Annotated in this window: 24 protein-coding genes; 21 read left to right on the forward strand and 3 right to left on the reverse strand. The window is 64.2% G+C overall.

Going from position 1 to position 25,754, the window contains the following annotated elements:
- The first annotated feature begins 15 nt into the window (after window positions 1–15).
- The 3 genes from MMB74_RS02455 (at window position 16) to MMB74_RS02465 (ending at window position 2,339) form a co-directional block, all read left to right on the forward strand.
- A complete protein-coding gene (locus tag MMB74_RS02455) occupies window positions 16–342 on the forward strand; it encodes a YbaB/EbfC family nucleoid-associated protein (protein WP_277426993.1) in 327 nt (108 codons plus the stop codon).
- Window positions 343–445: 103 nt separating this feature from the next.
- Window positions 446–1,042, forward strand: coding sequence for a recombination mediator RecR (recR, locus tag MMB74_RS02460; RefSeq protein ID WP_277426994.1), 597 nt, complete (start codon window positions 446–448; stop codon window positions 1,040–1,042).
- 91 nt (window positions 1,043–1,133) lie between these two features.
- The gene (locus MMB74_RS02465) at window positions 1,134–2,339 is read left to right on the forward strand and encodes a CaiB/BaiF CoA-transferase family protein (protein WP_277426995.1); all 1,206 of its coding nucleotides are present in this window, start codon (window positions 1,134–1,136) and stop codon (window positions 2,337–2,339) included.
- A gap of 62 nt (window positions 2,340–2,401) precedes the next feature.
- Here the strand turns inward: MMB74_RS02465 and MMB74_RS02470 are convergent, their stop codons facing one another.
- Window positions 2,402–3,376 carry an NADPH:quinone oxidoreductase family protein gene (locus MMB74_RS02470; RefSeq protein ID WP_277426996.1) on the reverse strand — a complete coding sequence of 325 codons (975 nt, stop codon included), beginning with the start codon at window positions 3,374–3,376 and terminating at the stop codon, window positions 2,402–2,404.
- A 140-nt stretch (window positions 3,377–3,516) separates the two neighbouring features.
- On the opposite strand from MMB74_RS02470, the gene surE reads away from it, so the two are divergent.
- From surE to MMB74_RS02495, 5 genes are read left to right on the forward strand one after another with little or no spacing between them, the layout of a single operon-like run.
- Window positions 3,517–4,275 carry a 5'/3'-nucleotidase SurE gene (surE, locus tag MMB74_RS02475; protein ID WP_277426997.1) on the forward strand — a complete coding sequence of 253 codons (759 nt, stop codon included), beginning with the start codon at window positions 3,517–3,519 and terminating at the stop codon, window positions 4,273–4,275.
- Window positions 4,272–5,105 (forward strand): protein-L-isoaspartate(D-aspartate) O-methyltransferase, encoded by an 834-nt coding sequence (locus MMB74_RS02480; protein ID WP_277426998.1) that lies wholly within the window; start codon window positions 4,272–4,274, stop codon window positions 5,103–5,105. The genes surE and MMB74_RS02480 overlap by 4 nt, the downstream gene beginning before the upstream one ends.
- 5 nt (window positions 5,106–5,110) lie before the next feature.
- The gene (locus tag MMB74_RS02485) at window positions 5,111–6,073 is read left to right on the forward strand and encodes a peptidoglycan DD-metalloendopeptidase family protein (RefSeq protein WP_277426999.1); all 963 of its coding nucleotides are present in this window, start codon (window positions 5,111–5,113) and stop codon (window positions 6,071–6,073) included.
- 12 nt (window positions 6,074–6,085) lie between these two features.
- The gene (gene rpoS, locus MMB74_RS02490; protein WP_277427000.1) at window positions 6,086–7,174 is read left to right on the forward strand and encodes an RNA polymerase sigma factor RpoS; all 1,089 of its coding nucleotides are present in this window, start codon (window positions 6,086–6,088) and stop codon (window positions 7,172–7,174) included.
- A gap of 45 nt (window positions 7,175–7,219) precedes the next feature.
- Window positions 7,220–8,023: a 3'-5' exonuclease gene (locus tag MMB74_RS02495; RefSeq protein WP_277427001.1), complete on the forward strand. Its 804-nt coding sequence runs from the start codon at window positions 7,220–7,222 to the stop codon at window positions 8,021–8,023.
- A 77-nt stretch (window positions 8,024–8,100) separates the two neighbouring features.
- Here MMB74_RS02495 and MMB74_RS02500 read toward each other — a convergent pair whose 3' ends face one another.
- Window positions 8,101–8,955, reverse strand: a complete 855-nt coding sequence (locus tag MMB74_RS02500; RefSeq protein ID WP_277427002.1) for an endonuclease/exonuclease/phosphatase family protein — start codon at window positions 8,953–8,955, stop codon at window positions 8,101–8,103.
- A 72-nt stretch (window positions 8,956–9,027) separates the two neighbouring features.
- On the opposite strand from MMB74_RS02500, the gene rlmD reads away from it, so the two are divergent.
- Window positions 9,028–10,431: a 23S rRNA (uracil(1939)-C(5))-methyltransferase RlmD gene (rlmD, locus tag MMB74_RS02505; protein ID WP_277427003.1), complete on the forward strand. Its 1,404-nt coding sequence runs from the start codon at window positions 9,028–9,030 to the stop codon at window positions 10,429–10,431.
- A gap of 1,055 nt (window positions 10,432–11,486) precedes the next feature.
- Here rlmD and MMB74_RS02510 read toward each other — a convergent pair.
- A complete protein-coding gene (locus MMB74_RS02510) occupies window positions 11,487–12,185 on the reverse strand; it encodes a Bax inhibitor-1/YccA family protein (protein ID WP_277427004.1) in 699 nt (232 codons plus the stop codon).
- Between the two features lie 234 nt (window positions 12,186–12,419).
- Here MMB74_RS02510 and ndk point away from each other — a divergent pair, with 234 nt between their 5' ends.
- The 12 genes from ndk to MMB74_RS02570 all read left to right on the forward strand — a co-directional run bounded on the left by ndk (window position 12,420) and on the right by MMB74_RS02570 (window position 25,739).
- Window positions 12,420–12,845 (forward strand): nucleoside-diphosphate kinase, encoded by a 426-nt coding sequence (gene ndk, locus MMB74_RS02515; protein ID WP_277427005.1) that lies wholly within the window; start codon window positions 12,420–12,422, stop codon window positions 12,843–12,845.
- 117 nt (window positions 12,846–12,962) lie between these two features.
- Window positions 12,963–14,144 carry a 23S rRNA (adenine(2503)-C(2))-methyltransferase RlmN gene (gene rlmN, locus MMB74_RS02520; protein ID WP_277427006.1) on the forward strand — a complete coding sequence of 394 codons (1,182 nt, stop codon included), beginning with the start codon at window positions 12,963–12,965 and terminating at the stop codon, window positions 14,142–14,144.
- A 179-nt stretch (window positions 14,145–14,323) separates the two neighbouring features.
- The gene (locus MMB74_RS02525) at window positions 14,324–15,472 is read left to right on the forward strand and encodes a RodZ domain-containing protein (protein WP_277427007.1); all 1,149 of its coding nucleotides are present in this window, start codon (window positions 14,324–14,326) and stop codon (window positions 15,470–15,472) included.
- A gap of 120 nt (window positions 15,473–15,592) precedes the next feature.
- Window positions 15,593–16,885, forward strand: coding sequence for a flavodoxin-dependent (E)-4-hydroxy-3-methylbut-2-enyl-diphosphate synthase (gene ispG / locus MMB74_RS02530; RefSeq protein ID WP_277427008.1), 1,293 nt, complete (start codon window positions 15,593–15,595; stop codon window positions 16,883–16,885).
- A gap of 17 nt (window positions 16,886–16,902) precedes the next feature.
- Window positions 16,903–18,243, forward strand: a complete 1,341-nt coding sequence (gene hisS, locus MMB74_RS02535; RefSeq protein WP_277427009.1) for a histidine--tRNA ligase — start codon at window positions 16,903–16,905, stop codon at window positions 18,241–18,243.
- 57 nt (window positions 18,244–18,300) lie between these two features.
- On the forward strand, window positions 18,301–18,930 hold the full coding sequence (locus MMB74_RS02540; RefSeq protein ID WP_277427010.1) for a tetratricopeptide repeat protein: 630 nt from the start codon (window positions 18,301–18,303) through the stop codon (window positions 18,928–18,930).
- A gap of 63 nt (window positions 18,931–18,993) precedes the next feature.
- On the forward strand, window positions 18,994–20,139 hold the full coding sequence (bamB, locus tag MMB74_RS02545; RefSeq protein ID WP_277427011.1) for an outer membrane protein assembly factor BamB: 1,146 nt from the start codon (window positions 18,994–18,996) through the stop codon (window positions 20,137–20,139).
- Window positions 20,140–20,447: 308 nt separating this feature from the next.
- Window positions 20,448–21,785, forward strand: a complete 1,338-nt coding sequence (gene der / locus MMB74_RS02550; RefSeq protein WP_277427012.1) for a ribosome biogenesis GTPase Der — start codon at window positions 20,448–20,450, stop codon at window positions 21,783–21,785.
- 143 nt (window positions 21,786–21,928) lie between these two features.
- On the forward strand, window positions 21,929–22,165 hold the full coding sequence (gene hfq, locus MMB74_RS02555) for an RNA chaperone Hfq (protein ID WP_102608263.1): 237 nt from the start codon (window positions 21,929–21,931) through the stop codon (window positions 22,163–22,165).
- A 77-nt stretch (window positions 22,166–22,242) separates the two neighbouring features.
- Window positions 22,243–23,439: a GTPase HflX gene (gene hflX / locus MMB74_RS02560; RefSeq protein WP_277427013.1), complete on the forward strand. Its 1,197-nt coding sequence runs from the start codon at window positions 22,243–22,245 to the stop codon at window positions 23,437–23,439.
- A 32-nt stretch (window positions 23,440–23,471) separates the two neighbouring features.
- On the forward strand, window positions 23,472–24,818 hold the full coding sequence (gene hflK, locus MMB74_RS02565) for an FtsH protease activity modulator HflK (RefSeq protein WP_277427014.1): 1,347 nt from the start codon (window positions 23,472–23,474) through the stop codon (window positions 24,816–24,818).
- A gap of 12 nt (window positions 24,819–24,830) precedes the next feature.
- Window positions 24,831–25,739 carry a protease modulator HflC gene (locus MMB74_RS02570; RefSeq protein WP_277427015.1) on the forward strand — a complete coding sequence of 303 codons (909 nt, stop codon included), beginning with the start codon at window positions 24,831–24,833 and terminating at the stop codon, window positions 25,737–25,739.
- Window positions 25,740–25,754 lie beyond the last annotated feature (15 nt).

Genomic DNA, 25,754 nt, shown 5'->3' on the forward strand with positions numbered 1-25,754 from the left:
CGAAGGAGCATAACCATGATGAAAGGCCAACTCGCCGGGCTCATGAAGCAGGCCCAGCAGATGCAGGAAAACATGAAGAAGATGCAGGAACAGTTGGCGCAGATCGAGGTCGAGGGCCAGTCCGGCGCCGGCCTCGTGAAAGTGACGATGACCTGTAAGAACGACGTGCGCCGCGTGTCGATCGACCCGAGCCTGCTCGCCGACGACAAGGATATGCTCGAAGATCTCGTTGCGGCCGCTTTCAACGATGCCGTGCGCAAGGCCGAAGCGACGGCGCAAGAAAAGATGAGCGGCATGACGTCAGGTTTGCCGTTGCCACCCGGGTTCAAACTGCCGTTCTGACGCTTGGGCGCAGCCGGCGCCCGCGAGCGCTTGGAGGAAATCCCTTCGCGGCCTCGCTGCTTGCACGGGCGTCTTTTTGGTGCGGCGCGTACTGACGACTGATATGAAACAGCCTTCCGCTCTCGTTGCGCTCGTCGAAGCGCTGCGCGCACTGCCTGGCGTCGGACCGAAGTCCGCGCAGCGCATGGCCTATCACCTGATGCAACACGATCGGGAAGGGGCCGAGCGCCTCGGCCGCTCGCTGCTGTTCGCGACCGAGCATTTGCGCCATTGCGAAAAGTGCAACACGTTCACCGAGGCGCGCGTTTGCGACGTCTGCAGCGACGAGTCGCGGGATCCGACGCTGCTGTGCGTCGTCGAGACCCCTGCCGATCAGATCATGCTCGAGCAGACGTTGACCTACCGCGGCCTCTATTTCGTGCTGATGGGGCGTTTGAGCCCGCTCGATGGAATCGGCCCGAAGGAGATCCACTTCGACCGTCTGGTCAAGCGAGCCTCGGACGGCGTCGTCAAGGAAGTCGTGCTCGCGACCAACTTTACGAACGAAGGCGAGGCTACGGCTCACTATCTCGCGCAAACGCTCAAAGCGCGGGCGCTGACGGTGACGCGCCTCGCGCGCGGCGTCCCGGTGGGCGGCGAGCTCGAATACGTCGATGCGGGCACCATTGCTCGCGCGGTGCTGGATCGACGCTCGCTGTAGCCCATCGCGGTAGTAAGCCGCGCTGTCCTGCTACGCAGCGCGGCGCCGCCTACCCTTCGTCCCACATTCTTGGATTGAGGAGAAGATCGACATGAGCGCATCGACCGGCCCGCTCGCGGGCGTCAAGGTGCTCGAACTCGGCACGCTGATCGCGGGGCCGTTTGCTTCGCGCTTGCTCGGCGAGTTCGGTGCCGAAGTCATCAAAATCGAGGATCCGAATGGCGGCGATCCGCTGCGCAAGTGGCGCATGCTGTATCCCGAGGCGGGCGGAACCTCATTGTGGTGGGCCGTGCAGGCGCGCAACAAGAAATCGATGACGCTGAACCTCAAAGCGCCGGAGGGCAAGGAGATACTGCTACAACTTGCGCGCGAAGCGGACATCGTCGTCGAAAACTTCCGTCCGGGCCTGCTCGAAAAGCTCGGCCTCGGCTATGACGCGCTGAGCGCCGGCAACCCCGGCCTCGTCATGGTGCGTTTGTCGGGGTACGGGCAAACCGGGCCCTATCGCGATCGGCCCGGCTTCGGCTCGATCGCCGAGGCGATGGGCGGGCTGCGCCATATCACCGGCTATCCTGAGTTGCCGCCGCCGCGCATCGGCATCTCGATAGGCGATTCGATCGCGGCCCTGCATGCGGTGATCGGCGCGCTCATGGCGCTTCACCATCGGCAAGCGAACGGCGGAAAAGGGCAGGTCGTCGATGTTGCGCTCTATGAAGCCGTCTTCAACATGATGGAGAGCATCGTGCCGGAGTACGGCGTTTATGGCGCCGTGCGCGAGCGCACCGGCGCTTCGTTGCCCGGCATCGTGCCGTCCAATACGTATCCGTGCAAGGACGGCAGCTTGGTGATCGGCGGCAACAGCGACCCGATCTTCAAGCGTTTGATGCTGGCGATCGAGCGCCCCGATTTGGCAGAGGACCCCGCGCTGGCGCACAACGACGGGCGCGTGCCGCGCACACGCGAGATCGACGATGCGATCGGGGCTTGGCTGGCCGATCGCACGATCGACGAAGCGCTCGAGGTGCTCAACGCCGCCGATGTGCCGGTGGGACGTATATATAGCGCGGCCGACATGTTCGCCGATCCGCAATTCGCGGCGCGCAAGATGATCGAGCACTTCAAGTGGCAAGACGGGCTCGACATAGCGTTGCCGAACGTGACGCCCAAGCTATCGGAGACGCCCGGCGGCACCCGCTGGCTCGGGCCGGCGTTGGGAGAGCATACCGACGAGGTGCTCGGCTCGCTCGGCTACGACGCCGCGGCGATCCGGGGCTTGCGCGAGCGCAAGGTCGTCTAAGGTCCGCATGCGGCGCCCGGGCGGCTGCGTTCGTCCGGGTCGGTCGGGCGCGGCGCATGCGCCTACGGCGTAATGACGATTTTGCCCGTCACGCGCCGCTGCGCCATCACCGCCAACGCCCGCGGCGTGTCCTCGAGCCGATAGCGCGCGCTGATGTGCGGCCGCAACTTGCCATCGTTCAGCCAGCGTAAGAGTTCGGCGAACGCCTGCGCATGGTGTTGCGGTTCGCGCTTGGCGAACTCTCCCCAGAAGACGCCGACGATGCTCGCGCCTTTGAGCAGCGCGAGGTTCAGCGGCAGCTTCGGAATGTCCCCGCTCGCGAAACCGACGACGAGGTATCGTCCGCGCCAGCCGATGCTGCGAAATGCCGGCTCGGCGAGCGCGCCGCCGACCGGATCGTAGATCACATCCGGACCGTTGCCGTCGGTCAGCGCGGCGATACGCTCGCGCAAATCTTCGCGGCCGTAGCAGATCGTGGCGTCGGCGCCGTGCTCGCGGGCGAGCCCGAGCTTCTCGTCGCTGGACGCGGCGGCAATTACGCGCGCACCGATCGCCTTGCCGATTTCCACGGCGGCCAATCCGACCCCGCCGGCTGCGCCGAGCACGAGCAGCGTTTCACCGGCGCGCAGCGCGGCACGATCGACGAGGGCGTGGTGCGAGGTGCCGTAGGCCAGGGTGAAAGCCGCCGCAGTGGCGAAGTCGACTCCGTCGGGCAACGGCATGCATGCGTCGGCCGCAGCGATCGCCTGCTCGGCGAAGCCGCCGACGCGCGTGAAGGCGGCCACGGGCATGCCCACGCGCAGGCGCTGCACGCCTTCGCCCACGGCCCGCACCCGCCCGGCCACCTCGGAGCCCGGCGTGAACGGCAGCGGCGGCTTGAACTGATATTTGTTCTCGATGACGAGCACATCGGGAAAGTTCACACTTGCTGCTTCGACATCCACGACGACTTCGCCGGGACCGGGCCGCAGGTCCGGCAGCGTCTCGAGTTGGAGCGTTTCAGGCGGTCCGTGACGGTTGCAGCGAATGGCTCGCATCGGATGATCCTTGGCAGGAGGGCGCGTCGACGCAGTGTAGATCAACTCGAACGAGCGTGCCTTTTCGAGACGAGCAAATCGCGGCCCCGACCGCTCGCGTGAGCGTAGAGGTGCTCCCGCTCCTCGGTTACAATCGCCGCATGCGAATCCTATTGAGCAACGACGACGGTTATCTCGCGCCTGGGCTGGCGGCGCTCTATCATGCGCTCAAGCCGCTCGGCGAGGTCACGGTCATGGCGCCCGAGCAAAACTGCAGCGGCGCGTCGAACTCGCTGACGCTCGCGCGGCCGCTGTCGGTTTGGCGCTCGGGCAACGGCTTCTATTACGTCAACGGCACCCCGACCGATTCGGTCCACATCGCGTTGACGGGCATGCTCGATCACAAGCCGGATCTGGTCGTGTCGGGCATCAACAATGGCCAGAATGTCGGTGAGGACACGCTCTACTCGGGCACGGTCGCAGCGGCCACGGAGGGCGTCATGTTCGGCGTGCCGTCCATCGCGTTTTCCCTCGTCGAGAAGGACTGGGTGCATCTCGACGATGCGGCACGCGTTGCGGCCGATATCGTTCGCCACTTTTTGGCGCACCCGCTGCCTGAGCACCCGCTGCTGAACGTCAATATTCCGAACCTGCCTTACGAGGAATTGGGCGATTGGGAGGTGACGCGGCTCGGCAAGCGGCATCCGTCGCAGCCCGTGATTCGCCAAACGAATCCGCGCGGCGAGCCGATCTACTGGATCGGCCCCTCGGGCGAGGCGCTCGATGCGACCGAGGGCACCGATTTCCATGCGCTGGCCAACGGCCGGGTATCGATTACGCCGCTGCAGCTCGACCTCACGCATACGCAAATGATGGCCTCCACGCGCGAGTGGGCGCGCGCCGGGCGTCGCGATTCATGACAGGCGAACGCGCCAAGCGCTTTCCGCTCGGGCTGGCCGATCTCGAGCGCAAGCCGCGCCCTGCCACGGAACGCACGCGTGAACCGCTGGCCGCGCGCGAGCCGGCTTCGCGCCGAATTGACACGCATGCGTCGCATGGCGCCGACAAAATGGGCGCGCCCAACGTGCCGCTTGCGAGCGCGCTGGCGCTGACTTCGGAACGCGTGCGCGAGCGAATGGTCGAACGCCTGCGCGGCAATGGCATTGCCGATGCGCGGGTGCTCGATGCGCTGGCGGCCGTGCCGCGTCATATGTTCGTGGATCCAGGGCTCGCAACGCAGGCGTACGAGGATGCCGCGCTACCGATCGGTCATCACCAGACCATCTCGAAGCCCTCGGTCGTCGCACGCATGCTCGAACTTGCCGCTGTGGGCCGTCCGCTCGAGCGCGTCCTCGAAATCGGCACCGGCTGCGGGTACCAGGCAGCCGTGTTGGCCCGCATTGCGCGCGACGTCTATTCGATCGAACGGATCAAGCCGCTTTACGAGCGGGCCAAGCTCAATCTGCGGCCGCTGCGGGTGCCGAACATTAGGTTGCATTACGGCGACGGCCGGATGGGATTGCCCAGCGTGGCGCCGTTCGACGCGATCGTGATCGCGGCGGCAGGCCTCGATGTGCCGCAGGCGCTGCTCGATCAGTTGGCAGTGGGTGGCAGACTTGTTGCGCCGGTCGGTTCGCAGAGCGGGCCGGCTCAGGTTCTGACGCTCGTCGAGCGGGTGGCGCCTAACCAGTGGCGGGAGTCCCGCCTCGATCGTGTTTTCTTTGTCCCCTTGAAATCCGGAGTGATTTGACACCGATGTTTACGTTGCGCGCGATGCAAACAAACAACGAACAGGCGCGATCGACCGCCGCTCAGCGCGTCGTCTGTGCGCTTGCCCTCACGACGCTCGCCGCATGCGCGACGCGGCTCGATCAGGCGCCGGTCGTCGATCGTTCGAGCCCGCTGTCCACGGGCGCGGCGGCTCTCGGCGCGTCGCAGCCGGCCGTGCCGCTCGGGCCGCCGCCGCCCGGGTATTACCGAGTGAAGCCCGGCGACACGCTGTATCGGATCGCACTCGAAAACGGGCAGAACTACCGCGATATCGCGGCGTGGAATAATCTAGGGAATCCGAACCAAATCGAGGTCGATCAGCTGCTGCGCGTCGCACCTCCGGGCGCGAACACCGCGGCGGTGACGCCGGGTGTGGCCACGGCGCCCGTGACCAATGGCGGAACTGTCCAAGGCGCGCCGCTGGCGCCGTCGACGGCAGGCGCTCCGGCCACGTCCTCGGCCACGGCGAACGCGTCGGCGCCGCCGATCTACGGCACGGGCCCCGGCTCGACGGCAACCACCATTCCACCGCAGCCGGCGGCGAGCGCGCCGGCGGCATCGGCCACGAACGATGGCAACATAACGTTCTCTTGGCCCGTCTCGCCGCACAATAACGTTCTCAACACCTTCGACGACAACCGCAACAAAGGGCTGAACATCGGCGGCACGCCGGGCGAGGCGGTGAAGGCGGCTGCGGACGGGCGCGTCGTGTATGCGGGAAATGGGCTGCGCGGTTACGGCAATCTCATTATCATCAAACACAACGCGACGTATCTCACCGCCTATGCACACAACCGCGCTTTGATGGTAAAAGAGGGGGACGCGGTGACGAAGGGGCAGAAGATCGCCGAGATGGGCAACAGCGATTCCGACCGCGTGATGCTGCACTTTGAGATCCGCCGGCAGGGCAAACCTGTCGATCCGAAGACATACTTGCCGCCGCAATAAAGCGATACGACCATGCCGACATCGAAGCGCCGCAAGCAGCAAGCCGAAACGGACACGCTCGTCACTCAGGACCGGGTGCCTGATGCCGGCGCTTCGACGCACGAGCCCGACGAAGAGTCCGCGGAGTCCGAAACCGAGTTCGAGTCCGAGGCGGCGTCCGGAGACGGCGAGGAGGGCGAGGGGCGAGAAGAAGCGGCGGAGCCTGCGCCCGATCCCGATGATTTCCGGGCGCTCTTGCAGGCGGAGCTGACTGCCGACACGATTCAGCATTATTTGAACCGCATCAGCGTGAAGCCGTTACTGACGGTGGAGGAAGAACAGCGCTATTCGCGTTTGGCCAAGGCCGGCGAGTTCGAGGCCCGGCAAGTGATGATCGAGCGCAACCTGCGCCTCGTCGTCAGCATTGCCAAGGGTTACCTCAATCGCGGCGTGCCGCTGCTCGATCTGATCGAAGAGGGCAACCTCGGCCTCATGCACGCGATCGAGAAATTCGACCCCACGCGCGGTTTTCGCTTTTCGACCTATGCGACTTGGTGGATCCGTCAAAGCATCGAGCGGGCGATCATGAATCAGGCCCGCACCGTGCGGTTGCCCGTCCACGTCATTCGCGAGCTCAACCAGGTGCTGCGCGCCAAGCGCCATCTGGAAAAGAATTCGATGAATTCGGGCGAGCCGGTGGAGCGGCGCGACGCCAGTATCGACGATATCGCGTATCTGACCGGTAAAACCACCGACGAAGTGACCGATATTCTGGCACTCAATGAGCACACGGCATCGCTTGATGCGCCGCTCGATTTGGATCCGGCCAGCAGCCTATTGGATCTGCTATCGGACGATCAAAGCCAATCGCCCGATGCCGAGGTGCAGCACCGCGAACTGGAAACCTTGACGCGTGCATGGCTGTCGCGTTTGTCCGACAAGCATCGGCATGTCATCGAGCGGCGCTTCGGCCTGAACCATATCGAGCCGGCGACGCTCGAGGAGTTGGCCGACGAAATGGGTCTCACGCGCGAACGAGTGAGGCAAATCCAACAAGAGGCGCTCGTGCGCCTGAAACGCTTTTTCGCCTCCAACGGTGTGCGTAAGGACGCGGTCCTTTAGCGTGACGGCGCTGGCGCGTTTCCTCTGCGGAACGAATCCTGGTTCATGATCCCGATTCTCGTTTTCGACATCGAGACGATTCCCGATGTCCCCGGCATTCGTCGTCTAGACGATCTGCCCGGCTCGATGACCGACGCCGAAGTGGCCGAATACGCTTTCGCAGCGCGTCGTGAAAAAACCGGGAGCGACTTCCTGCCGCACTACTTGCAACGCGTGGCGGCGATTTCGTGCGTCTTCCGCGATCGTTCTGGGTTTCGCGTGCGCTCGCTAGGCACCGTCGATGACGGCGAAGCCGCGCTCATCCAATCGTTTTATCGCGTCATCGAAAAGTACACGCCGCAGCTCGTCTCGTGGAACGGCGGCGGCTTCGACTTGCCCGTCTTGCACTATCGGGCGTTACTGCATGGCATTTCCGCCTCCCGATATTGGGACCTGGGCGAAGACGATCGCGACTTCAAGTGGAATAACTACATCAGCCGGTATCACTCGCGTCATACCGACCTGATGGATGTGCTCGCCATGTACCAGGCGCGCGCCAATGCGCCGCTCGATTCGCTTGCGAAGCTCTGCGGTTTTCCCGGCAAGCTCGGGATGGACGGGGGGCAGGTGTGGACGGCGTTCCGCGAAGGGCGTATCGAAGAAATCCGTAATTATTGCGAAACGGATGTCGTCAACACCTACTTGCTCTACTGCCGCTTTCAACTGATGCGCGGCGCTTTTTCTCCCGATGAGTACGCGGACGAGATTGCTTTCGTCAAACAGTCCCTCGGACAAGAAAGTGCACCGCATTGGGCGCAATATCTAGCCGCTTTCGGCGAAGCGACCGGCGGCAGCGCCGCGCCGAACTGACGCAGCGTCGAGCCGTCGCCTGGCGTTCGCGGTTCGCGGTTCCGTCGCGCTCGAGCCACTGCAGGCGCATCGCGGCCTCAATCCAACTCCAGCACGATCGGCTGGTGATCCGATGCTTGCGTCGCGCTATCGATCTCGCAACTTCGCAGCCGAGTGCGCAGGTCCTCCGTGACGAACACGAAATCGCAGGCCATGGGGCCCTCGCTCCATTGCTGGGTGTCGTAGACGCCTGCGGTGGGCGGTGGCGTTCGGCCCGGATGCAGCGCGGTCCATGCATCGATGAACCCGGGCGCGTCCGCTAGCGGTGCGATAAACCGTTGGTACGCCTGCGAGCCGAACGCGCTATTGAAATCTCCGCAGACGATCGCGCTGACAGGCCGCGACGTCGGTGCGAACGGGCCGGTAGCGTTTTCGGCCGCGGCCGGATGCGCGGCATGATCGGCTGCCTCTTGTTGCAAGCGCCGCAGTTCGTCCACTTGCGCAAGGCGTTGCTTCAGCGAATAAAATTCGAGATGAGTGACGATAATGCGCAGCGCGCCGCCATTCGTTTCGACGACGGCCTCGAGCGCGACGCGTTGCATCGAGGGAGCGGCGGCATCGGCCGGCCACGGCAGTGAGTGGCGTATGACCAGCGAAACCGGCAATCGGGTCGCCAGCGCATTGCCGAACTGGCGCCGCTGCGGCGAGCCGTCGAGCGACGGCAGGTCCGCCCCGATCGCATCGAGCACGGTGTAACCCGAAAGCGCGTGCTCCAGTTCGGCGAATTGGTCGGTGCCGGGCCCGCCGGGCAGAACGCCGAACCCGCGCGTGATTTCCTGCATGCAGATCACGTCGAAATCGGCCAGATGCTGGGCTTGTTCGACAGTGCGCTGCAGATCGACGCGGCCGTGGGCATCGCGTCCCCATTGCACATTCCAACTCACGAGCTTCACAGTCGCCTCCGTTGCGTTGCGCCGTTCGTCTACAATCTCGCCTTTCGTCCCATGTCCGCCAGGAAGCCGCAGGTGTCCGAATTTCCTCGTAGTAAAGCGCGTCGCAGCGAGAGCGGCGCTTCGCCCGCCGAACCCGTTCGAGCCCCTATTATCGAAATCGACTCGCTCGATATGGAGGCGCGTGGCGTCGGCCGTTTGACAACCGAGGGCGGCGAGCCCGGAAAGGTCATTTTCGTCGAAGGCGCGCTGCCGGGCGAGCGCGTGACTTACTCGAGCTATCGCAAGAAGGCAAGCTTCGAGCAGGCGCAAGTGGTCGACGTCTTACGAGCAAGCCCCATGCGCACCGCGCCGCAATGCAAGTTCTTCGGCACGTGCGGCGGCTGCTCGATGCAGCATCTGGACGAGCGCGCGCAGGTCGCGATCAAGCAGCGCGTGCTCGAGGATAACCTTTGGCACTTGGCGAAGGTCCGGCCCGAGACCGTGTTCCGGCCCATCCACGGGCCGTCATGGGGCTACCGTTACCGCGCGCGGTTGACCGTGCGCCATGTCGCGAAAAAAGGCGGCGTCCTCGTCGGGTTCCACGAAAGAAAGAGTAGCTATGTTGCCGACATGACGAGCTGCGAAGTGCTTCCGCCTCATGTTTCGGCGATGCTCGTGCCGCTGCGCCGGCTCGTCGAAGGCCTGTCGATCCGCGATCGCTTGCCGCAAATCGAGTTGGCGGTGGGCTCCACGGTGACGGCGCTCGTGCTTCGCGTGCTCGAACCGATGACAGCCGAAGACGAGGCGCAGGTGCGTGCGTTCGCGGATGCATACGGCGTGCAGTTCTGGGTTCAGCCGAAGGGACCGGACACGGCCGTGCCGTTCTACCCGAAAGAGGTCGAACTCGATTACACGTTGCCCGAATTCAACATTCGCATGCCGTTCAAGCCGACCGATTTCACCCAGGTCAATCATGCGATCAACCGCGTGCTCGTCGGTCGGGCTCTGCGACTGCTCGCGCCGGCCCCGTCGGAACGCGTGCTCGATCTATTTTGCGGCTTGGGCAACTTTACGCTGCCGCTTGCGCGGTTGGCGCGCGAAGTCGTCGGCATCGAAGGCAGCGAGGCGCTGACGTCGCGCGCGCTGGCCAACGCGAAAGTCAATGGCGTCGAGGGTCATACGTCGTTCGCTTGCCGCAATCTGTTCGAGGTGACGGCCGACGATCTGCGCACGCTCGGGCCGTTCGACAAATTCCTCGTCGACCCGCCGCGAGAAGGTGCACTCGCTATCGCAAAGGCGCTCGCCGAGATCGCCCAAAGCGGGGCGGGATCGCTGCCGGGACGGATCGTCTATGTGTCGTGCAACCCAGCGACGCTCGCGCGTGACGCCGGCTTGCTCGTGCATGAAGCGGGGTATCGCTTGAAGGGCGCGGGCGTCGTCAATATGTTCCCGCATACGTCGCATGTCGAATCGATCGCGTTGTTCGAGCGCGGGTAACGGCGAACGGCAACGGTAAGCCGCAGTGGTTAGCCCTAACCGCTAACCGTGACGGCGAGCGACAGCGGCAAACCGTAGCGTCAAGCGCAGCCGTCGCTACCATCGACAGCCCGAAGCGCTCAGCCTCTCGTAGGCAAGCATCGGCAAAGCAAGCAAGCCCATATTCGCATGGGCTCGGCGGCAATCGACGTAGGCCGCCTTTGCCGTTTCCCGCGCCAATTCGCTCTGCGCAGGCGCCGAAGCGGAGTGAGTCGAGCCAGCCGTCGCCGCGGCGCGCTCGGCGTTGCTGCGATAGGAGAACGATTCCGTTCTGCCAATACTCTCGAGAGCCCTTTGCGGATCCACCGTGCGATCGAGCGTATCGGCTTGCGGCGAAATCCATCGCTGCGCGTGGCGAACTGCGACAGATGTCGACGGAACCCCCGGCCCGCCCGCTCGCGCACCCTGGTCCGAGCGGATTGGCGGCCTCGATAGCGCTACCAAGTTGCCTGGCGCTGCATGACTAGCGGACGAGTGGGGCACAGGGAGCGATGGCAGCAATGCGACGACGAGCGCTGGGCGGCGCGGCGATGCATCCCCGGCGGCCGGTTCAGGCGCCGCGGCAGTGAGGCGCCACCACGCTAGCGCGTGCAGCAACAGAACGAGAATGAAGGTTGCAGCGGCGGCCGCATAGCGCTGCCGCACAGCGTATCGCTTGCCGCATCGCCCGGTGGCGGGGCTCGAAAGACGATGAAGGAGAGCTATGACAGGGGACGCGGCGGGCAAGGAAATCTATCAGGCTGGGGCAACGCGTGGCGTGAACAACGCACGGATTCAAATGCCGATGCGTTGACGAGCCGCCCATCTTAGCTATCCCGATATTTCCCGCCAACCTGGAAGTCGGCTCTAGATTCGCGTCGGTGCGGCGCGGCGGTCGGTTGGAGCGGGTACGAATGCCATATTGCAAATAATAAGCCCCCGGGCGCGAGAGGCGCACGGGGGCTCACTCTTACGACGGGGCGGCGGGCGAGCGTTTGCCGATGGGCAGGCGCCCGCGGCGTGGCCGCCGCGACCGATCAGTTCCGATTGCCGCCAAAAATGCCGAGCAGCGACAGCAGATTGACGAAAACGTTGTAAAGATCGAGATAGATCGACAGCGTGGCCGAAATGTAATTCGTTTCGCCGCCGTTCACGACACGCTGAACGTCGAACAGCATGTAGGCCGAAAAGATCACGATGGCCAGCACGGAGACGGTCAGCATGAGCGCCGGCAGGTGCAGGAACATGTTGGCGATGCTCGCGAGGATGATCACGATCACACCCATGAACAGCCACTGCCCGAGACCCGAGAAATCGCGCTTGCTGACCGTGGCGATCGTGGCCATGGCCGCGAATATGACGGCCGTGCCGCCGAACGCGAGCATGATGAGCGAGGCACCGTTCGAAAAGTGCAGAATGATCGTCAGGATGCGCGAGAGCATCAGGCCCATGAAGAACGTGAAGCCGAGCAGCACGAGCACGCCGACGGAGCTTTCCTTCGTCCGCTCGATCGCGAACATGAAGCCGAACGCGATCGCGAGGAACGCGAACATGCTCATCACGGGGCTCGTGGCGGCAAACAGCGAGAAGCCGGTTGCAACGCCGAGCCATGCGCCGATGACGGTCGGGACCATCGACAGCGCGAGCAACCAATAGGTATTCCGTAGCACCCGGTTGCGAAGGGCGGCCGAACCGACGGCGCCGCCGCGGGCGACGTTGTACGGATATTCGTTCATGCTTTCTCCTTGCGTAAAAACGCATTCGAACTGGGCCGTTCGATGCTCGGCGACGAGCCGGGCATCTGGCTTACCCGTTCCTAAGATCGGTGCGGTGCGCGCGAGTTTCAAGCGCTGCCGGGTATTTTGCGCCACCTTTCCGAGGCGTAAGGGTTTGATCGCAATCATACACTGGAACATGCTACAATTGCAGATTCGTTAGAATCCGTAACCCCTTAATTTTTTGGAGTTTTTATGGCGATCGAGCGTACCCTGTCGATTATCAAGCCCGATGCAGTGGCGAAAAACGTGATTGGCCAGATCTACAGCCGCTTCGAAAACGCGGGCCTGAAGATCGTCGCGGCGCGCATGGCTCAGCTCTCGCGTGCCGATGCGGAAAAGTTCTACGCCGTGCATGCCGCGCGTCCGTTCTTCAAGGACCTCGTCGAATTCATGATTTCGGGCCCGGTCATGATCCAGGTGCTCGAAGGCGAGAACGCCATTCTGAAGAATCGCGACCTGATGGGCGCGACCGATCCGAAAAAGGCCGAGAAAGGCACGATCCGCGCCGATTTCGCCGACAGCATCGATGCCAATGCCGTGCATGGCTCCGACGCAGCCGAAACGGCGGCCGTGGAAGTTGCATTCTTCTTCCCGGAAATCAACGTCTACTCGCGCTGATCGCCGGGCTAGGCGAATCGAGCCCGCGAATCGGCGCTTGGCGCGCTTGGCGCGCCTATCGCCGCCGCTTTCGTTCGGCGGCGATAGGCAAGCCGCATTGAAACAGCAGGATCCGACATGACGAGCAGTACTACCGTCAATCTTCTCGACTTCGACGCCGCAGGCCTGGTCGCATATTGCGATAGCCTGGGCGAGAAGCCGTTTCGCGCCAAGCAACTGCAGCGCTGGATTCACCAGTACAACGCCGCGGATTTCGACGGCATGACCGATCTCGCGAAGTCGTTGCGCACGAAGCTCAAAGACCGCGCGGCCATCGTCATGCCGCCCGTGGTGAGCGATCATGTGTCGAACGACGGCACGCGCAAGTGGCTCGTCGACGTCGGCAACGGCAATGCCGTGGAAACCGTGTTCATCCCGGAAGAAACGCGCGGCACGCTCTGCGTATCGTCGCAGGCCGGGTGCGCCGTCAACTGCCGGTTTTGCTCCACGGGCAAGCAGGGTTTTTCGCGCAATTTGACGACGGGCGAGATCATCGGCCAGTTGCGCATGGCCGAGTTCGCGTTGCGCGCCGCCCTTGGGCGCCCGCACGCGCCGGACAGCAAGGGCGAGCGCGTCATCACGAACGTCGTGATGATGGGCATGGGCGAGCCGTTGCTCAATTACGACGCGCTCGTCCCCGCGCTGCGCCTGATGCTCGACGATAACGCCTATGGCCTCTCGCGGCGCCGGGTTACCGTGTCGACCTCTGGCGTGGTGCCGATGATGGACCGGCTCGGCGCCGATTTGCCCGTCGCGCTGGCAGTATCGTTGCATGCGCCGAACGACGCATTGCGCGACATGCTGGTGCCGCTGAACAAGAAGTATCCTCTGCGCGAGCTGATGGCCGCCTGCTCGCGTTATCTCGAAGTGGCGCCGCGCGATTTCGTCACGTTCGAGTACTGCATGCTGGACGGCGTGAACGACAGCGACGCCCACGCACGCGAGTTGCTTGCGCTGACGGCCGATGTGCCTTGCAAGTTCAACTTGATCCCGTTCAACCCGTTCCCGGAATCCGGCCTCTTTCGCTCGAAGCCGGAGCGGATCAAGCGGTTCGCGCAAATCCTCATCGACGCGGGCATTGTCACGACGGTGCGCAAGACGCGCGGCGACGACATCGATGCCGCGTGCGGCCAGCTCGCGGGCGCCGTGAAAGACCGGACGCGCGTCGCCGAACGGATGGGGCGTGGCGGCCAAGGCGCAAGCGCCCAAGCGGGCGATGGCCGAACGGGCAAGGTGATCGAGGTGCGGCCCGTGCGCTGACGGGCGCGAGGCCGGTGCGGTACAAAAGCGAAAAGCGGGCGCGCCGCGGCTAGCGCCGCGTGGCAGGAAACGGGGCGCGCGCCTACGTAGTGAATAGATTGACGGTTCGCGCATCGACGCCAATGAGTCGGATTGGCCGGGCGCGGAGTGGACAAAGAGAATCGACGCGAGGATCAGGGATGAGTGAGCCGCAGCATCCGCAATCACAAGGCATGCAGACGAGCGCGGAACGTTCGGGCGCGGGGGGTAGCGCCTTACCGCAGACGGCGCCCGGCGCGACGTTTGCGCCGCTCGATTCGCTGGCGGCGGTCGGCGCCCGTCTGGCGCAGTTGCGGGAAGCGAAAGGCTGGTCCGTCGACGACGTGTCCGCGCGCTTGAAAGTCGCGCCGAACAAGATGCGTGCACTCGAGGCGGGCGACATCAGCCAGCTGCCCGGCACGACGTTCGCGCTGGGCGTCATTCGCAGCTATGCCAAGATGCTTGGCACCGATCCCGAGCCGTTCGCGCAGGCGCTGCGACGCGTCAAAGGCGAACCCGAGCCGGATTTGTCGATGCCCGCGTCGAGGGGCGCCGATTTGCCGCGTGGACGGGTTTCCGTGTCGCTCGGCGGCACGCCGAAGCATCGGTCGTGGTGGTGGGGCGTTGCGGCCGGCGTGATCGTTCTCATTGCACTGGCAATGTGGCGTCAGGGCGGCGATTCGTCCACATGGCTCGCGCGCCTGAAGGCGACCGCGGGCGGGATGGCGTCCAATCCCGGCGGCCCGGCGTCGAGCGCCGTGGCGCCTGGCACGGCCGTGACGGCGGCGGGCTCGGTCGGCGAGCAGCCGGCCGCTGCCTCTGGTGTCGCGCCCGTTTCCGAGGCACAGGCAAGCGGTGCCACGATCACGCGGCTCGAGACGACGGACACGGCCTCTGAGCCGGTCGTGGCTCAGGCGGCGCCGGTGGTATCGGCGGCCTCGGCATCGTCGGCCGCTGCGCCTGCGCAGCAACAAGCCCAACCGGCGAGCGGCGGTGCGGCCGAGTCGGCGGCTCAGGCGCCGCTGCCGGCCTCTCAGGCCGCGGCGCTGGCGCCCGTGCCGGGTGCGGCAACGATCGCGGTCAAAGTGACGCAAGACAGCTGGTTCAGCGTGCGCGACAAGAACGGCAAGGAAGTGTTCTCCGGGCTCGTGCACGCGGGCGACACCAAAGAACTCTCGGGCCTGCCGCCGTTCAAGATCACCGCGGGTAACCGCGCCGGGTTGGATTCGATGACGTTCGACGGGCAGAAGGTCGATGCGGCAAAATTCGGCCCCGATAAGGGCAACGTCGCACACTTCACGTTGCCTTGACGGTTTGACGATCGCTTGACGATCGACAGCCGCGGCGGGCGCGCCGCGGTTTATTTATTCGGGCGCGCAGAGGCGGTCAGCGCCGCGCGCGCAGCACAACTAGGACTCAAGGGTCTTTCGATGGCTACCGACAGCAGCAGTCAAATTTGTTCTTCCGAGCCGGTTTTCGGCGGTCCCGCGAAGCGGCGCGCCTCGCATGCGGTCGACGTTCGCTGGGGCGGTCAGCTCGTGACCATTGGCGGCGACGCCCCCGTGCGCATTCAATCGATGACGAACACGGACACGGCCGACGCCATCGGCACGGCCATCCAAGTGAAGGAACTGGCGCAAGCGGGTTCCGAGCTCGTTCGCATCACGGTGAACACGCCCGAGGCAGCGCAAGCCGTCCCGGCGATCCGCGAGCAACTCGATCGCATGGGAGTTGCCGTGCCGCTCGTGGGCGATTTCCACTACAACGGCCACCTGTTGCTGCGCGATTACCCGGCCTGCGCCGAGGCGCTGTCGAAGTACCGCATCAATCCCGGCAACGTCGGTCAGGGCGCGAAACGCGATACGCAATTCGCTCAGATGATCGAGGCGGCGATCCGTTACGACAAGCCGGTGCGTATCGGGGTGAATTGGGGCAGTCTCGATCAAGATTTGCTCGCGCGCATGATGGACGAAAACGCTGCGCGCAGCGAGCCGTGGGAAGCGCAGAGCGTCATGTACGAGGCGTTGATCCAATCGGCGATCGGTTCCGCTGAACGCGCGGTCGAGCTCGGTTTGGCGCGCAGCAAGATCATCCTGTCGTGCAAGGTGAGTGGCGTCCAAGATTTGATCGCCGTGTATCGAGAGCTCGCACGCCGTTGCAAATTTGCGCTGCACCTGGGGCTGACCGAGGCCGGGATGGGTTCGAAAGGCATCGTCGCGTCCACGGCGGCCCTCAGTGTGCTGCTGCAAGAAGGCATCGGCGATACGATCCGCATCTCGCTCACGCCGGAACCCGGCGCCTCGCGGACGGGCGAAGTCGTCGTCGGCCAGGAAATCTTGCAAACGATGGGCTTGCGTTCGTTCACGCCGATGGTCATCGCCTGCCCCGGCTGCGGTCGCACGACGAGCACGCTGTTTCAGGAATTGGCATCTCAAATCCAGAGCTACCTGCGTGCGCAAATGCCTGTGTGGCGCGATCAATACCCTGGCGTCGAGAAGATGCACGTGGCGGTGATGGGTTGCATCGTGAACGGCCCCGGCGAATCCAAACAGGCCAATATCGGCATCAGTCTGCCGGGTTCGGGGGAAAATCCCGCAGCGCCGGTTTTCATCGACGGCGAAAAAGTCAAAACGCTGCGCGGCGAGCGCATCGCCGAGGAATTTCAGCAAATCGTGAGCGATTACGTCGAGCGCCGTTATGGCCGCACGAGCGTCGCTAACTAAGCAATAGACCGAAGACGATGACAGAACAGAAGAGAAAGCTCGAAAAGCTTGCGGGCGTCAAAGGCATGAACGACATCCTGCCGCAGGATGCCGTGTTGTGGGACTTCTTCGAAGCGACCGTCAAGTCGATGCTGCGCGCATACGGCTATCAAAATATCCGCACACCGATCGTGGAACACACGCAACTGTTCACGCGCGGGATCGGCGAAGTTACCGACATCGTCGAGAAGGAGATGTACAGCTTCGTCGATTCGCTGAACGGCGAGCATTTGACGCTGCGTCCCGAAAACACCGCGGCCGTCGTGCGCTCGGCCATCGAGCACAACTTGCTCTATGACGGTCCGAAGCGGCTCTGGTACATCGGCCCCATGTTCCGCCACGAGCGTCCCCAGCGCGGGCGCTATCGCCAGTTTCATCAAGTCGGCGTCGAGGCGCTCGGCTTCGGCGGTCCCGATGCCGACGCCGAAATCATCTTGATGTGTCAGCGGTTGTGGGACGATCTTGGGCTCACGGGCATTCGGCTCGAGATCAACTCGCTTGGTCTGGCCGACGAGCGTGCGGCGCATCGCGTCGAACTGATCGCCTATCTCGAAAAGCACGTCGACGCGCTCGACGAGGACGCCAAGCGCCGGCTCTACACGAACCCGCTGCGGGTGCTGGACACGAAGAACCCTGCGTTGCAGGAAATCGCCAAGAACGCGCCCAAGCTCATCGATTTCCTTGGCGACGCTTCCCGCGCGCACTTCGAGGGCCTGCAACGTCTGCTCAAGGCCAACAACATCCCGTTCTCGATCAATCCGCGCCTCGTGCGCGGCCTCGATTACTACAACTTGACGGTGTTCGAGTGGGTGACCGATAAGCTCGGCGCGCAAGGCACGGTCGCCGCCGGCGGCCGCTACGATCCGCTCATCGAGCAGTTGGGCGGCAAGCCGACGGCTGCGTGCGGCTGGGCGATGGGCGTCGAGCGCATTCTCGAGTTGCTCAAGGAGGAGTCGCTCGTGCCGCAGGAGGAGGGCTGCGACGTGTACGTCGTCCATCAGGGCGAGCGCGCGCGCGACCAGGCGTTCATCATCGCGGAGCGGCTGCGCGACACGGGGCTCGACGTCATCCTGCATTGCAGCGCCGATGGCGCGCAGGCGAGCTTCAAATCGCAAATGAAGCGTGCCGACGCGAGCGGTGCGGCCTTCGCGGTGGTTCTCGGCGAGGACGAAGTGGCGAGCGGGACAGTCGGCGTCAAGCCGCTGCGCGAGGCGGCGGGCGCGGGCGAAAAGAGCGAGCAGCGGAGCGTGCCGGTCGAAAACTTGACCGAATTTCTAATCAATGCGATGGTTGCAACCGCCGAAGACGGTGACGACTGACGCAACTATTGCCGCTCATGACCAGATCGGCGCGAGACAAGAAGGAATCGCTTAGCGATGAGTTATCACGACGAACAAGAATCGATTGAGAGTTTCAAGGCATGGTGGGCGCAATGGGGCGATGCGACCACCTGGATCGTTCTCGCGGCGCTGGTCGCGGCGGCGGCATGGAACGGTTGGAATTTCTGGCAGCGCCGTCAGGCCACGCAAGCCGCCGTGCTTTACGAGCAAGTGCAGCAAGCGGTGTCGTCGAAGGACAAAGCGGCCGTCGCGCGCGACGCCGGAGATATGGAGTCGCGCTATGGCGGCACGGCGTACGGCCAAATGACGGCGCTGGCAGCCGCCAAGGCGCTCTACGAGGCGGGCGATGCGGCCGGCGCGAAAGCGCAACTGCAATGGGCAGTCGACCACGCCAAGGACGACGAGTACAAAGAAGTCGCGAAGCTGCGCCTTGCGGCGCTCCTCTTGGACGAGAAGGCATACGATGCCGGTCTCGCGTTGCTCGCCGGCACCCCCCCCGAAGGCTTCCAGGGCGCAGTGGCGGACCGCCGCGGCGATCTGCTCGCGGCCGCGGGAAAACGGGCCGACGCGCGCGGCGCTTACCAGCTCGCGCTGGCGTCGCTCGGCAAGAGCGATACCTCGGCCCGGCAGCTCATCCAATTCAAGCTCGATGCGCTCGGCGGCTAAGCCGCGTCCGCACCGACCCAGCCGGCTCAACCTGAACAACTTTTGACGAAGCTTCGCTCACCGATGAATTTGCTGAAACGTATCGCCGTGCCCATCGCTTGCGCGATGACCGTCCTCGCGATGACGGCTTGCTCGTCCACCAAGGACGATCGCCGCAATCCGGTGCCGCTCACCGAGTTCAAGCCTGTCTTCAACGTCGAGCGGGCCTGGAAGGCAAGCGTCGGCAAGGCGGGGCGTTACTTCTTCTCGCCGGTCGTCGTCGGCGACGCCGTTTATGCGGCCGGCTCGAACGGCACCGTCGCGAAGATCGACGGCAAGACCGGGCAAGACATTTGGCGTGCCAAGCTGCATACGGATTTGACGGCCGGGGTGGGCAGCGACGGCACGTACACGGCGGTCGGCGCGGAAAAAGGCGGCGTCGAGGTCGTCGGTTCGGACGGCAAGCTGCTTTGGAAGACTTCGGTGCCAGGCGAGATCGTTTCGCCGCCGCTCGTGGGCAACGGCTATGTGATCGTACGCACGATCGACGGTCAAATCAGCGCGTTCAACGCGTCTACCGGCGAATTGCGCTGGCAGTATCGCAATCGGGCGGTTCCGCTGAATCTGCGCGTCTCGGCCGGGATGACCTTCGCCGGGCAGGTGGCCGTGCTGGCTGGCTTCCCCGGCGGCTCGCTCGCCGCCATCAATTTGAAGACCGGAGATGACTACTGGCAGGCGCCCGTGTCGTTCCCGAAGGGTGTGACCGAAGTCGAGCGCATCAACGACGTGACGGGCGCGCCCACACTGGTCGGCGCGCAAGCGTGCGCGGTCACGTTCCAAGGCCGCGTGAGCTGTTTCGATGCGAACAACGGCCAGCCCGTGTGGGAGAAGCCGTTTTCGGGCGTCAGCGGCTTGGCCGAAGACAACAGAGCGGTGGTCGCACCCGACGACTGGTCGGTGCTGCATGCGTTCGATGTGACGACGGGCAATCCGCTTTGGAAGAACGATAAGCTCAAAAATCGCGACCTGAGCGCGCCGTACTTGCTGGGGCCGAACGTCGTGGTCGGCGATTATCAGGGCTACGTCCACTTCCTCTCGCGCGATGACGGCTCGCTCCTCGCCCGCACGAAGACGGACGGCAGTGCGATCACGGCCGCGCCCGTAGCGGTGGACAACACCCTCATCGTGCAAACGCACGACGGCGACCTGTACGCGTTCGTGTCGCGCTGAGCGCGGCTGTCTCGTCCAATAGCCATTAGCGACCGCGGGCCGGCTCAGCCGGCCGCGGCTGTTTCACGTGCCGGCGCGCGAGTGCGCGGCCGGCGAATCGATATGCGGCGGTTTTACCCCCGTTGTATCGTGATGATTTTAAGCGGCCATCGCGCACATCCGCTCGTGCGGCCGGCAGCGCGTACGGTCACCGGCGCGCCGTGCCTGCTCGCATCGCTTGCTGCTGCGCATTGAAACCCGGATGCTCCCGCGGCTTGTCGCTTTGACGAGCCAATGCCGTGGCGCGAGCTCCATTTAGGCAACATCAGATGAAACCCGTTATAGCCCTCGTCGGGCGCCCCAATGTGGGGAAATCCACGCTGTTCAACCGCCTCACGCGTTCGCGCGATGCGCTCGTCGCCGATCTGCCCGGTTTGACACGCGATCGCCATTATGGCGAAGGGCGCGTCGGCGAGCGGCCTTACCTGGTCGTCGATACGGGCGGTTTCGAGCCGGTTGCGAAGGACGGCATCCTGCACGCCATGGCGCTGCAGACGCGCCAGGCGGTGGAGGAATCGGACGTCGTCGTCTTCATCGTCGATGGCCGCAACGGACTGGCCCCGCAGGACAAGGCAATCGCCGATTACCTGCGCAAGACCGGGCGGCCGATCATGCTCGTCGTCAACAAGGCGGAGGGCATGAAATATACGGCAGTGGCGTCCGATTTCTACGAGCTCGGTCTCGGCGATCCGCGAGCGATTTCGGCTGCGCACGGCGACGGCGTCACGGAAATGATCAACGACGCGCTCGACGTCGCCTATGCCGGGCATCCTGAAGAAGAGCCGGAGCCGAGCGAGGGGCGTGGCATCAAGATCGCGATCGTCGGCCGGCCCAACGTCGGCAAATCCACGCTCGTGAATACGCTCATCGGCGAGGACCGCGTCATCGCCTTCGACATGCCGGGCACGACGCGCGATTCGATCTATGTCGATTTCGAACGCCAGGGGAAGAAGTACACGCTCATCGATACGGCCGGCCTGCGTCGTCGCGGCAAAGTGTTCGAAGCGATCGAGAAATTCTCGGTGGTCAAGACCCTGCAATCGATCGCCGATGCCAACGTCGTCATACTGCTGCTCGACGCGCGCCAGGATATCTCGGAACAGGACGCGCACATCGCCGGGTTCGTGGTCGAGCAAGGGCGTGCGCTGGTCGTGGGCGTGAACAAGTGGGATGGGCTTGATCCCCACGTGCGCGAACGTACCAAAGCGGACATGACGCGCAAGCTCAAATTTCTCGAGTTCGCGAAATTCCACTTTATTTCGGCCACCGAGAAGACGGGGATTGGCCCGCTCATGCGTTCGGTCGACGCCGCCTACGCCGCCGCGATGGCCAAGCTGCCTACGCCCAAGCTCACGCGCGCGCTGATCGAGGCCGTGGAATTCCAGCAGCCGCGCCGTCGCGGCCCCGTGCGCCCGAAACTGCGCTACGCCCACCAGGGCGGCCAAAATCCGCCGATCATCGTCATCCACGGCAACGCGCTCGACGCGGTCACGGAAACCTACAAGCGCTATCTCGAAAACCGTTTCCGAGAAACTTTCTCGCTGACCGGAACTCCATTGCGCATAGAGTTTCGCTCGTCGACGAATCCGTACGCGGACAAGGGCTGATTCCCGTGTGCGGCGGGGTCGGCCGGATGGCCTAGCAGCCCCGTGCGGCAACGAAAATCGGCTATAGTGTAGCGATTGGTGGCGGATTTCTTTTTCTTCGTCCCAATCTGGATCCAACCTGCAAAAAAACGACGGAGTTTGCTATGAGCAACAAAGGGCAATTGTTACAAGACCCGTTTCTGAACGCACTGCGCAAAGAGCACGTGCCGGTTTCCATCTATTTGGTCAACGGCATCAAGCTGCAAGGGAACATCGAATCGTTCGACCAGTACGTCGTGTTGCTCCGTAACACTGTGACCCAGATGGTTTACAAGCACGCCATTTCGACCGTGGTGCCGGCCCGTCCGGTCAACTTCCACCCTGATTCGGAAACGGCCTAAATTCATCCTAGCGGCCGGCACGGCGCCGACTCATCGGCGCGCTGTGCCGGCCGCTTCTCATTTAGACGCTCATCAATTTGATCAACGCAGCGCTAGTCGGCATCGATTTCGGCAAGATCGACTTCGAAGCCAGCCTCGAAGAACTCAGCTTGCTCGCGCAAAGCGCGGGCGCCCATCCCGCCGTGACGCTGACAGGGCGCCGTTCCAGCCCCGATGCCGCCTTGTTTCTTGGCAGCGGCAAAGCCGAGGAGTTGCGCCTCGCATGCGAGGCCAACGAGGTGGAGATCGTTATCTTCAACCACGCATTGGCTCCGGCGCAGCAGCGCAATTTGGAGCGGGCGCTTAACCGGCGCGTCGTCGATCGCACGAGTCTGATTCTCGACATCTTTGCGCAGCGCGCGCGCAGCCATGAAGGCAAGTTGCAAGTGGAATTGGCGCAATTGCAGTACATGGCCACGCGGCTCGTGCGCGCTTGGACTCACTTGGAGCGCCAAAAAGGCGGTATCGGCCTGCGCGGGCCGGGCGAAACGCAGCTCGAAACCGACCGCCGCCTGATCGGCGAGCGGATCAAGATGCTCAAAGTGCGGCTCGACAAGCTGCGGCGCCAGCACGGCACGCAGCGGCGGCAGCGCGCCCGCAATCGCGCCATGTCCGTCTCGCTCGTCGGCTATACCAACGCCGGCAAATCGACGCTGTTCAATGCGCTGACGAAAGCGCAAGCCTATGCGGCCGATCAACTGTTCGCGACGCTCGATACGACATCGCGCCGCCTGTACCTGGGCGACGAGGCGGGGCAAGTGATCATTTCCGATACGGTTGGTTTCATTCGCGAGTTGCCGCACCAACTGGTTGCGGCATTTCGCGCGACCCTCGAGGAGACGATTCACGCCGATTTGCTGCTGCATGTCGTCGATGCATCGAGCGCCGTGCGGCTCGACCAAATCGATCAAGTCAATGAAGTCCTACAGGAGATCGGCGCGCATACGGTGCGGCAAATTCTCGTCTTCAACAAGATAGACGCGGTGCCGGAATTGACGGCCCGTGGCGAAGCGGTCGAGCGAGACGAGTATGGTAATATTTCGCGCGTCTTTTTGAGCGCGCGCACGGGGCAAGGTTTAGATACGCTGCGCGCCGCCATTGCCGAAATCGCCACCTCAGAACATCTCCCAGATAGCGGGCGAGCGCAGCCGGAAGAAGCACCGCCGGGGCATGGGCGCGAAGACTTCGACGCGTCTGCGTCGGGCGCGCGGCCATGGCGCTCCGATTTGCATTGACCGGCTCTCCCAACTCGAGCGAAAGAACACAGGTGAACGAATACAACGAGCGGAGTTTCTGGCTGCGTGCGCGCGCCATTCTTTCGATCAGCGACCCTCGTTGGGGGCGCAGCGACGGCAACGGTAATCGGCAACGTCCGAACGAACCGAAGCGCGGGCCCGGCGACGACAATGGCCCGCCCGATCTCGACGAAATGTGGCGTGACTTCAATCGCCGCCTGTCACGCTTGTTCGGCGGCAAAGGGCAGGGTTCCGGTCCCGGCGATCGCCGCCCGGACAACGGGCGCGCGGCGCGTATCGGCGTTGGCATCGTCATCGGCGTTCTCGTGGCTATCTACATCGGCAGCGGGGTGTTCGTCGTCCAGGACGGCCATACGGGCGTCGTGCTGCAATTCGGCAAATATCGCTCAACGGCGGAGCCCGGCGTGCATTTGCGGCTGCCTTATCCGTTCGAAACCCACGAGATCGTCAACGTCGCGCAAGTGCGGTCGGTCGAAATCGGGCGCGGCAATCCGATGAGCGACTCCAGCATGAGGGATGCGTCCGTCATGACGCGCGACGGCGATATCCTCGACGTACGCGTGGCGGTCCAGTACCAGGTGAAATCGGCTACCGATTATCTATTTCGCGCCGCCGATCCCGATCTGAGCGTCACGCAGGCGGCGCAATCGGCCGTGCGAGAGATCGTCGGCGCGCGCAGCACCGCGAGTCTGCTCGACGGCAATCGCGATGCGATTCGCGAGCCGCTTGCGCAAGCGATTCAAAGCGCGCTCGACAGGTATCGCACGGGTCTTGCCGTGGCGGGGGTGACGATTCAATCCATCGAGCCGCCCGCAGCGGTGCAGAGCGCGTACGCCGATGCCGTGCGGGCAGAGCAGGAGCGCTCGCGCGCGAAAAGCGAGGCACAGGCGTACGCCGGCCAGATTTTGCCCGGGGCGAAGGCACAAGCGCAGCGCACGATCGACGATGCGAAGGCGTATTCGGAGCGCGTCGTCGCGCAGGCGCAGGGCGATGCGGAACGCTTCAAAGAGGTCTACGCCCAATACGCGAAAGCGCCCGCGCTCGTGCGCGAGCGGATGTATCTGGACACCATGCGCGAGATCTACTCGAACACCACCAAGGTGTTCGTCGGCGGCAAGGGTGCCAATAACACACTGAATTTGTCGCTGGACAAGCTCCTCGAGTCGAACCGGCGCGCAGCGCCCGAGCCGACCGCACCGGCCCCTGCCTCGGCCGCGAATGCCGCGCCGGCGGCGTCGCCGCAGCCGCCGGCAGCCGCTCCGAGCGCGGCCAGTCAGGCCGCGGCGGCTAGCGAAGCAGTGCGTTCCCGCGATGCGCTACGTAGCCGCTCGCGCGAAGACGATCTACAGCAGCAATAGGGAGCGCTCCATATGAATCGCATTATTGCGCTCGTCATCGTAGTCGTGGCCGTGCTGTTCCTCGGCTCGTCGACGTTGCTCGTGGTGGACCAGCGGCACGTCGCCGTGGTCTATTCGCGCGGCGGCAAGAACCCGGCTATCGTCGGCCCCGGCTTGCACGTGAAGCTGCCTGCGCCGCTCCAAGCGGCAATGGTGGTCGATACGCGCGTGCGCACGCTCGTGCCGACCGACCCCGACCGTTACGTTACGTCAGACAAAAGCGACCTGCTCGTCCTGCCCGCGCTCAAGTACCGCGTGACCGACCCCCTTAAGCTCTTCAACGAGACCGACGGCGACCAGCAAAGCGCGAACGAGCGTCTGGCCGCGCAATTGCGAGCCGCGTTGGGCGCAGCGCTCGGCAAGCGTTCGCTTAGCGACGTGATCGCGAACCAAGGGCAAGTCGTGCAAGAAGCGCAAGCGGCGGCGGTCGGCGCCGCTGGCGCGCTCGGGATCGAGATCGTCGATCTGCAACTCTTGCGCATCGACTTGCCGCAAGCGAGCGCGGACGCGGTTTATAAGCGCATGGCGGCCGCGAGGGAGCAGGTGGCAAGCGACGTGCGCGCCCAGAGTGCGGCGCAGGCGGCGGAAATCAAGGCGGACGCGGAGCGCCAGCGCCAAGCCGTGCTGGCCGATGCCAACGCGGCCGCGCAGGCGATCAAGGGCGAAGGCGACGCCAAAGCGGCCGGCATTGCAGCCGACGCATTCGGCCGCGATCCGGGCTTCTATCAGTTCTACGAAAGCCTGCAGGCCTATCGAAGCGTGTTCAAGGCGGGCGACGTGATCGTCGTCGATCCCGACAGCGAATTTTTCCGCTTCATGCGTCACCCCGACGGGAACGCCGTCTCACCCAATCCGGCCGCCTCGGCGTCACGCAAACACTGATTCAGGGGCGCCGCC

It is taken from the genome of Trinickia sp. Y13, from assembly GCF_029522115.1.
Lineage (GTDB): Bacteria > Pseudomonadota > Gammaproteobacteria > Burkholderiales > Burkholderiaceae > Trinickia.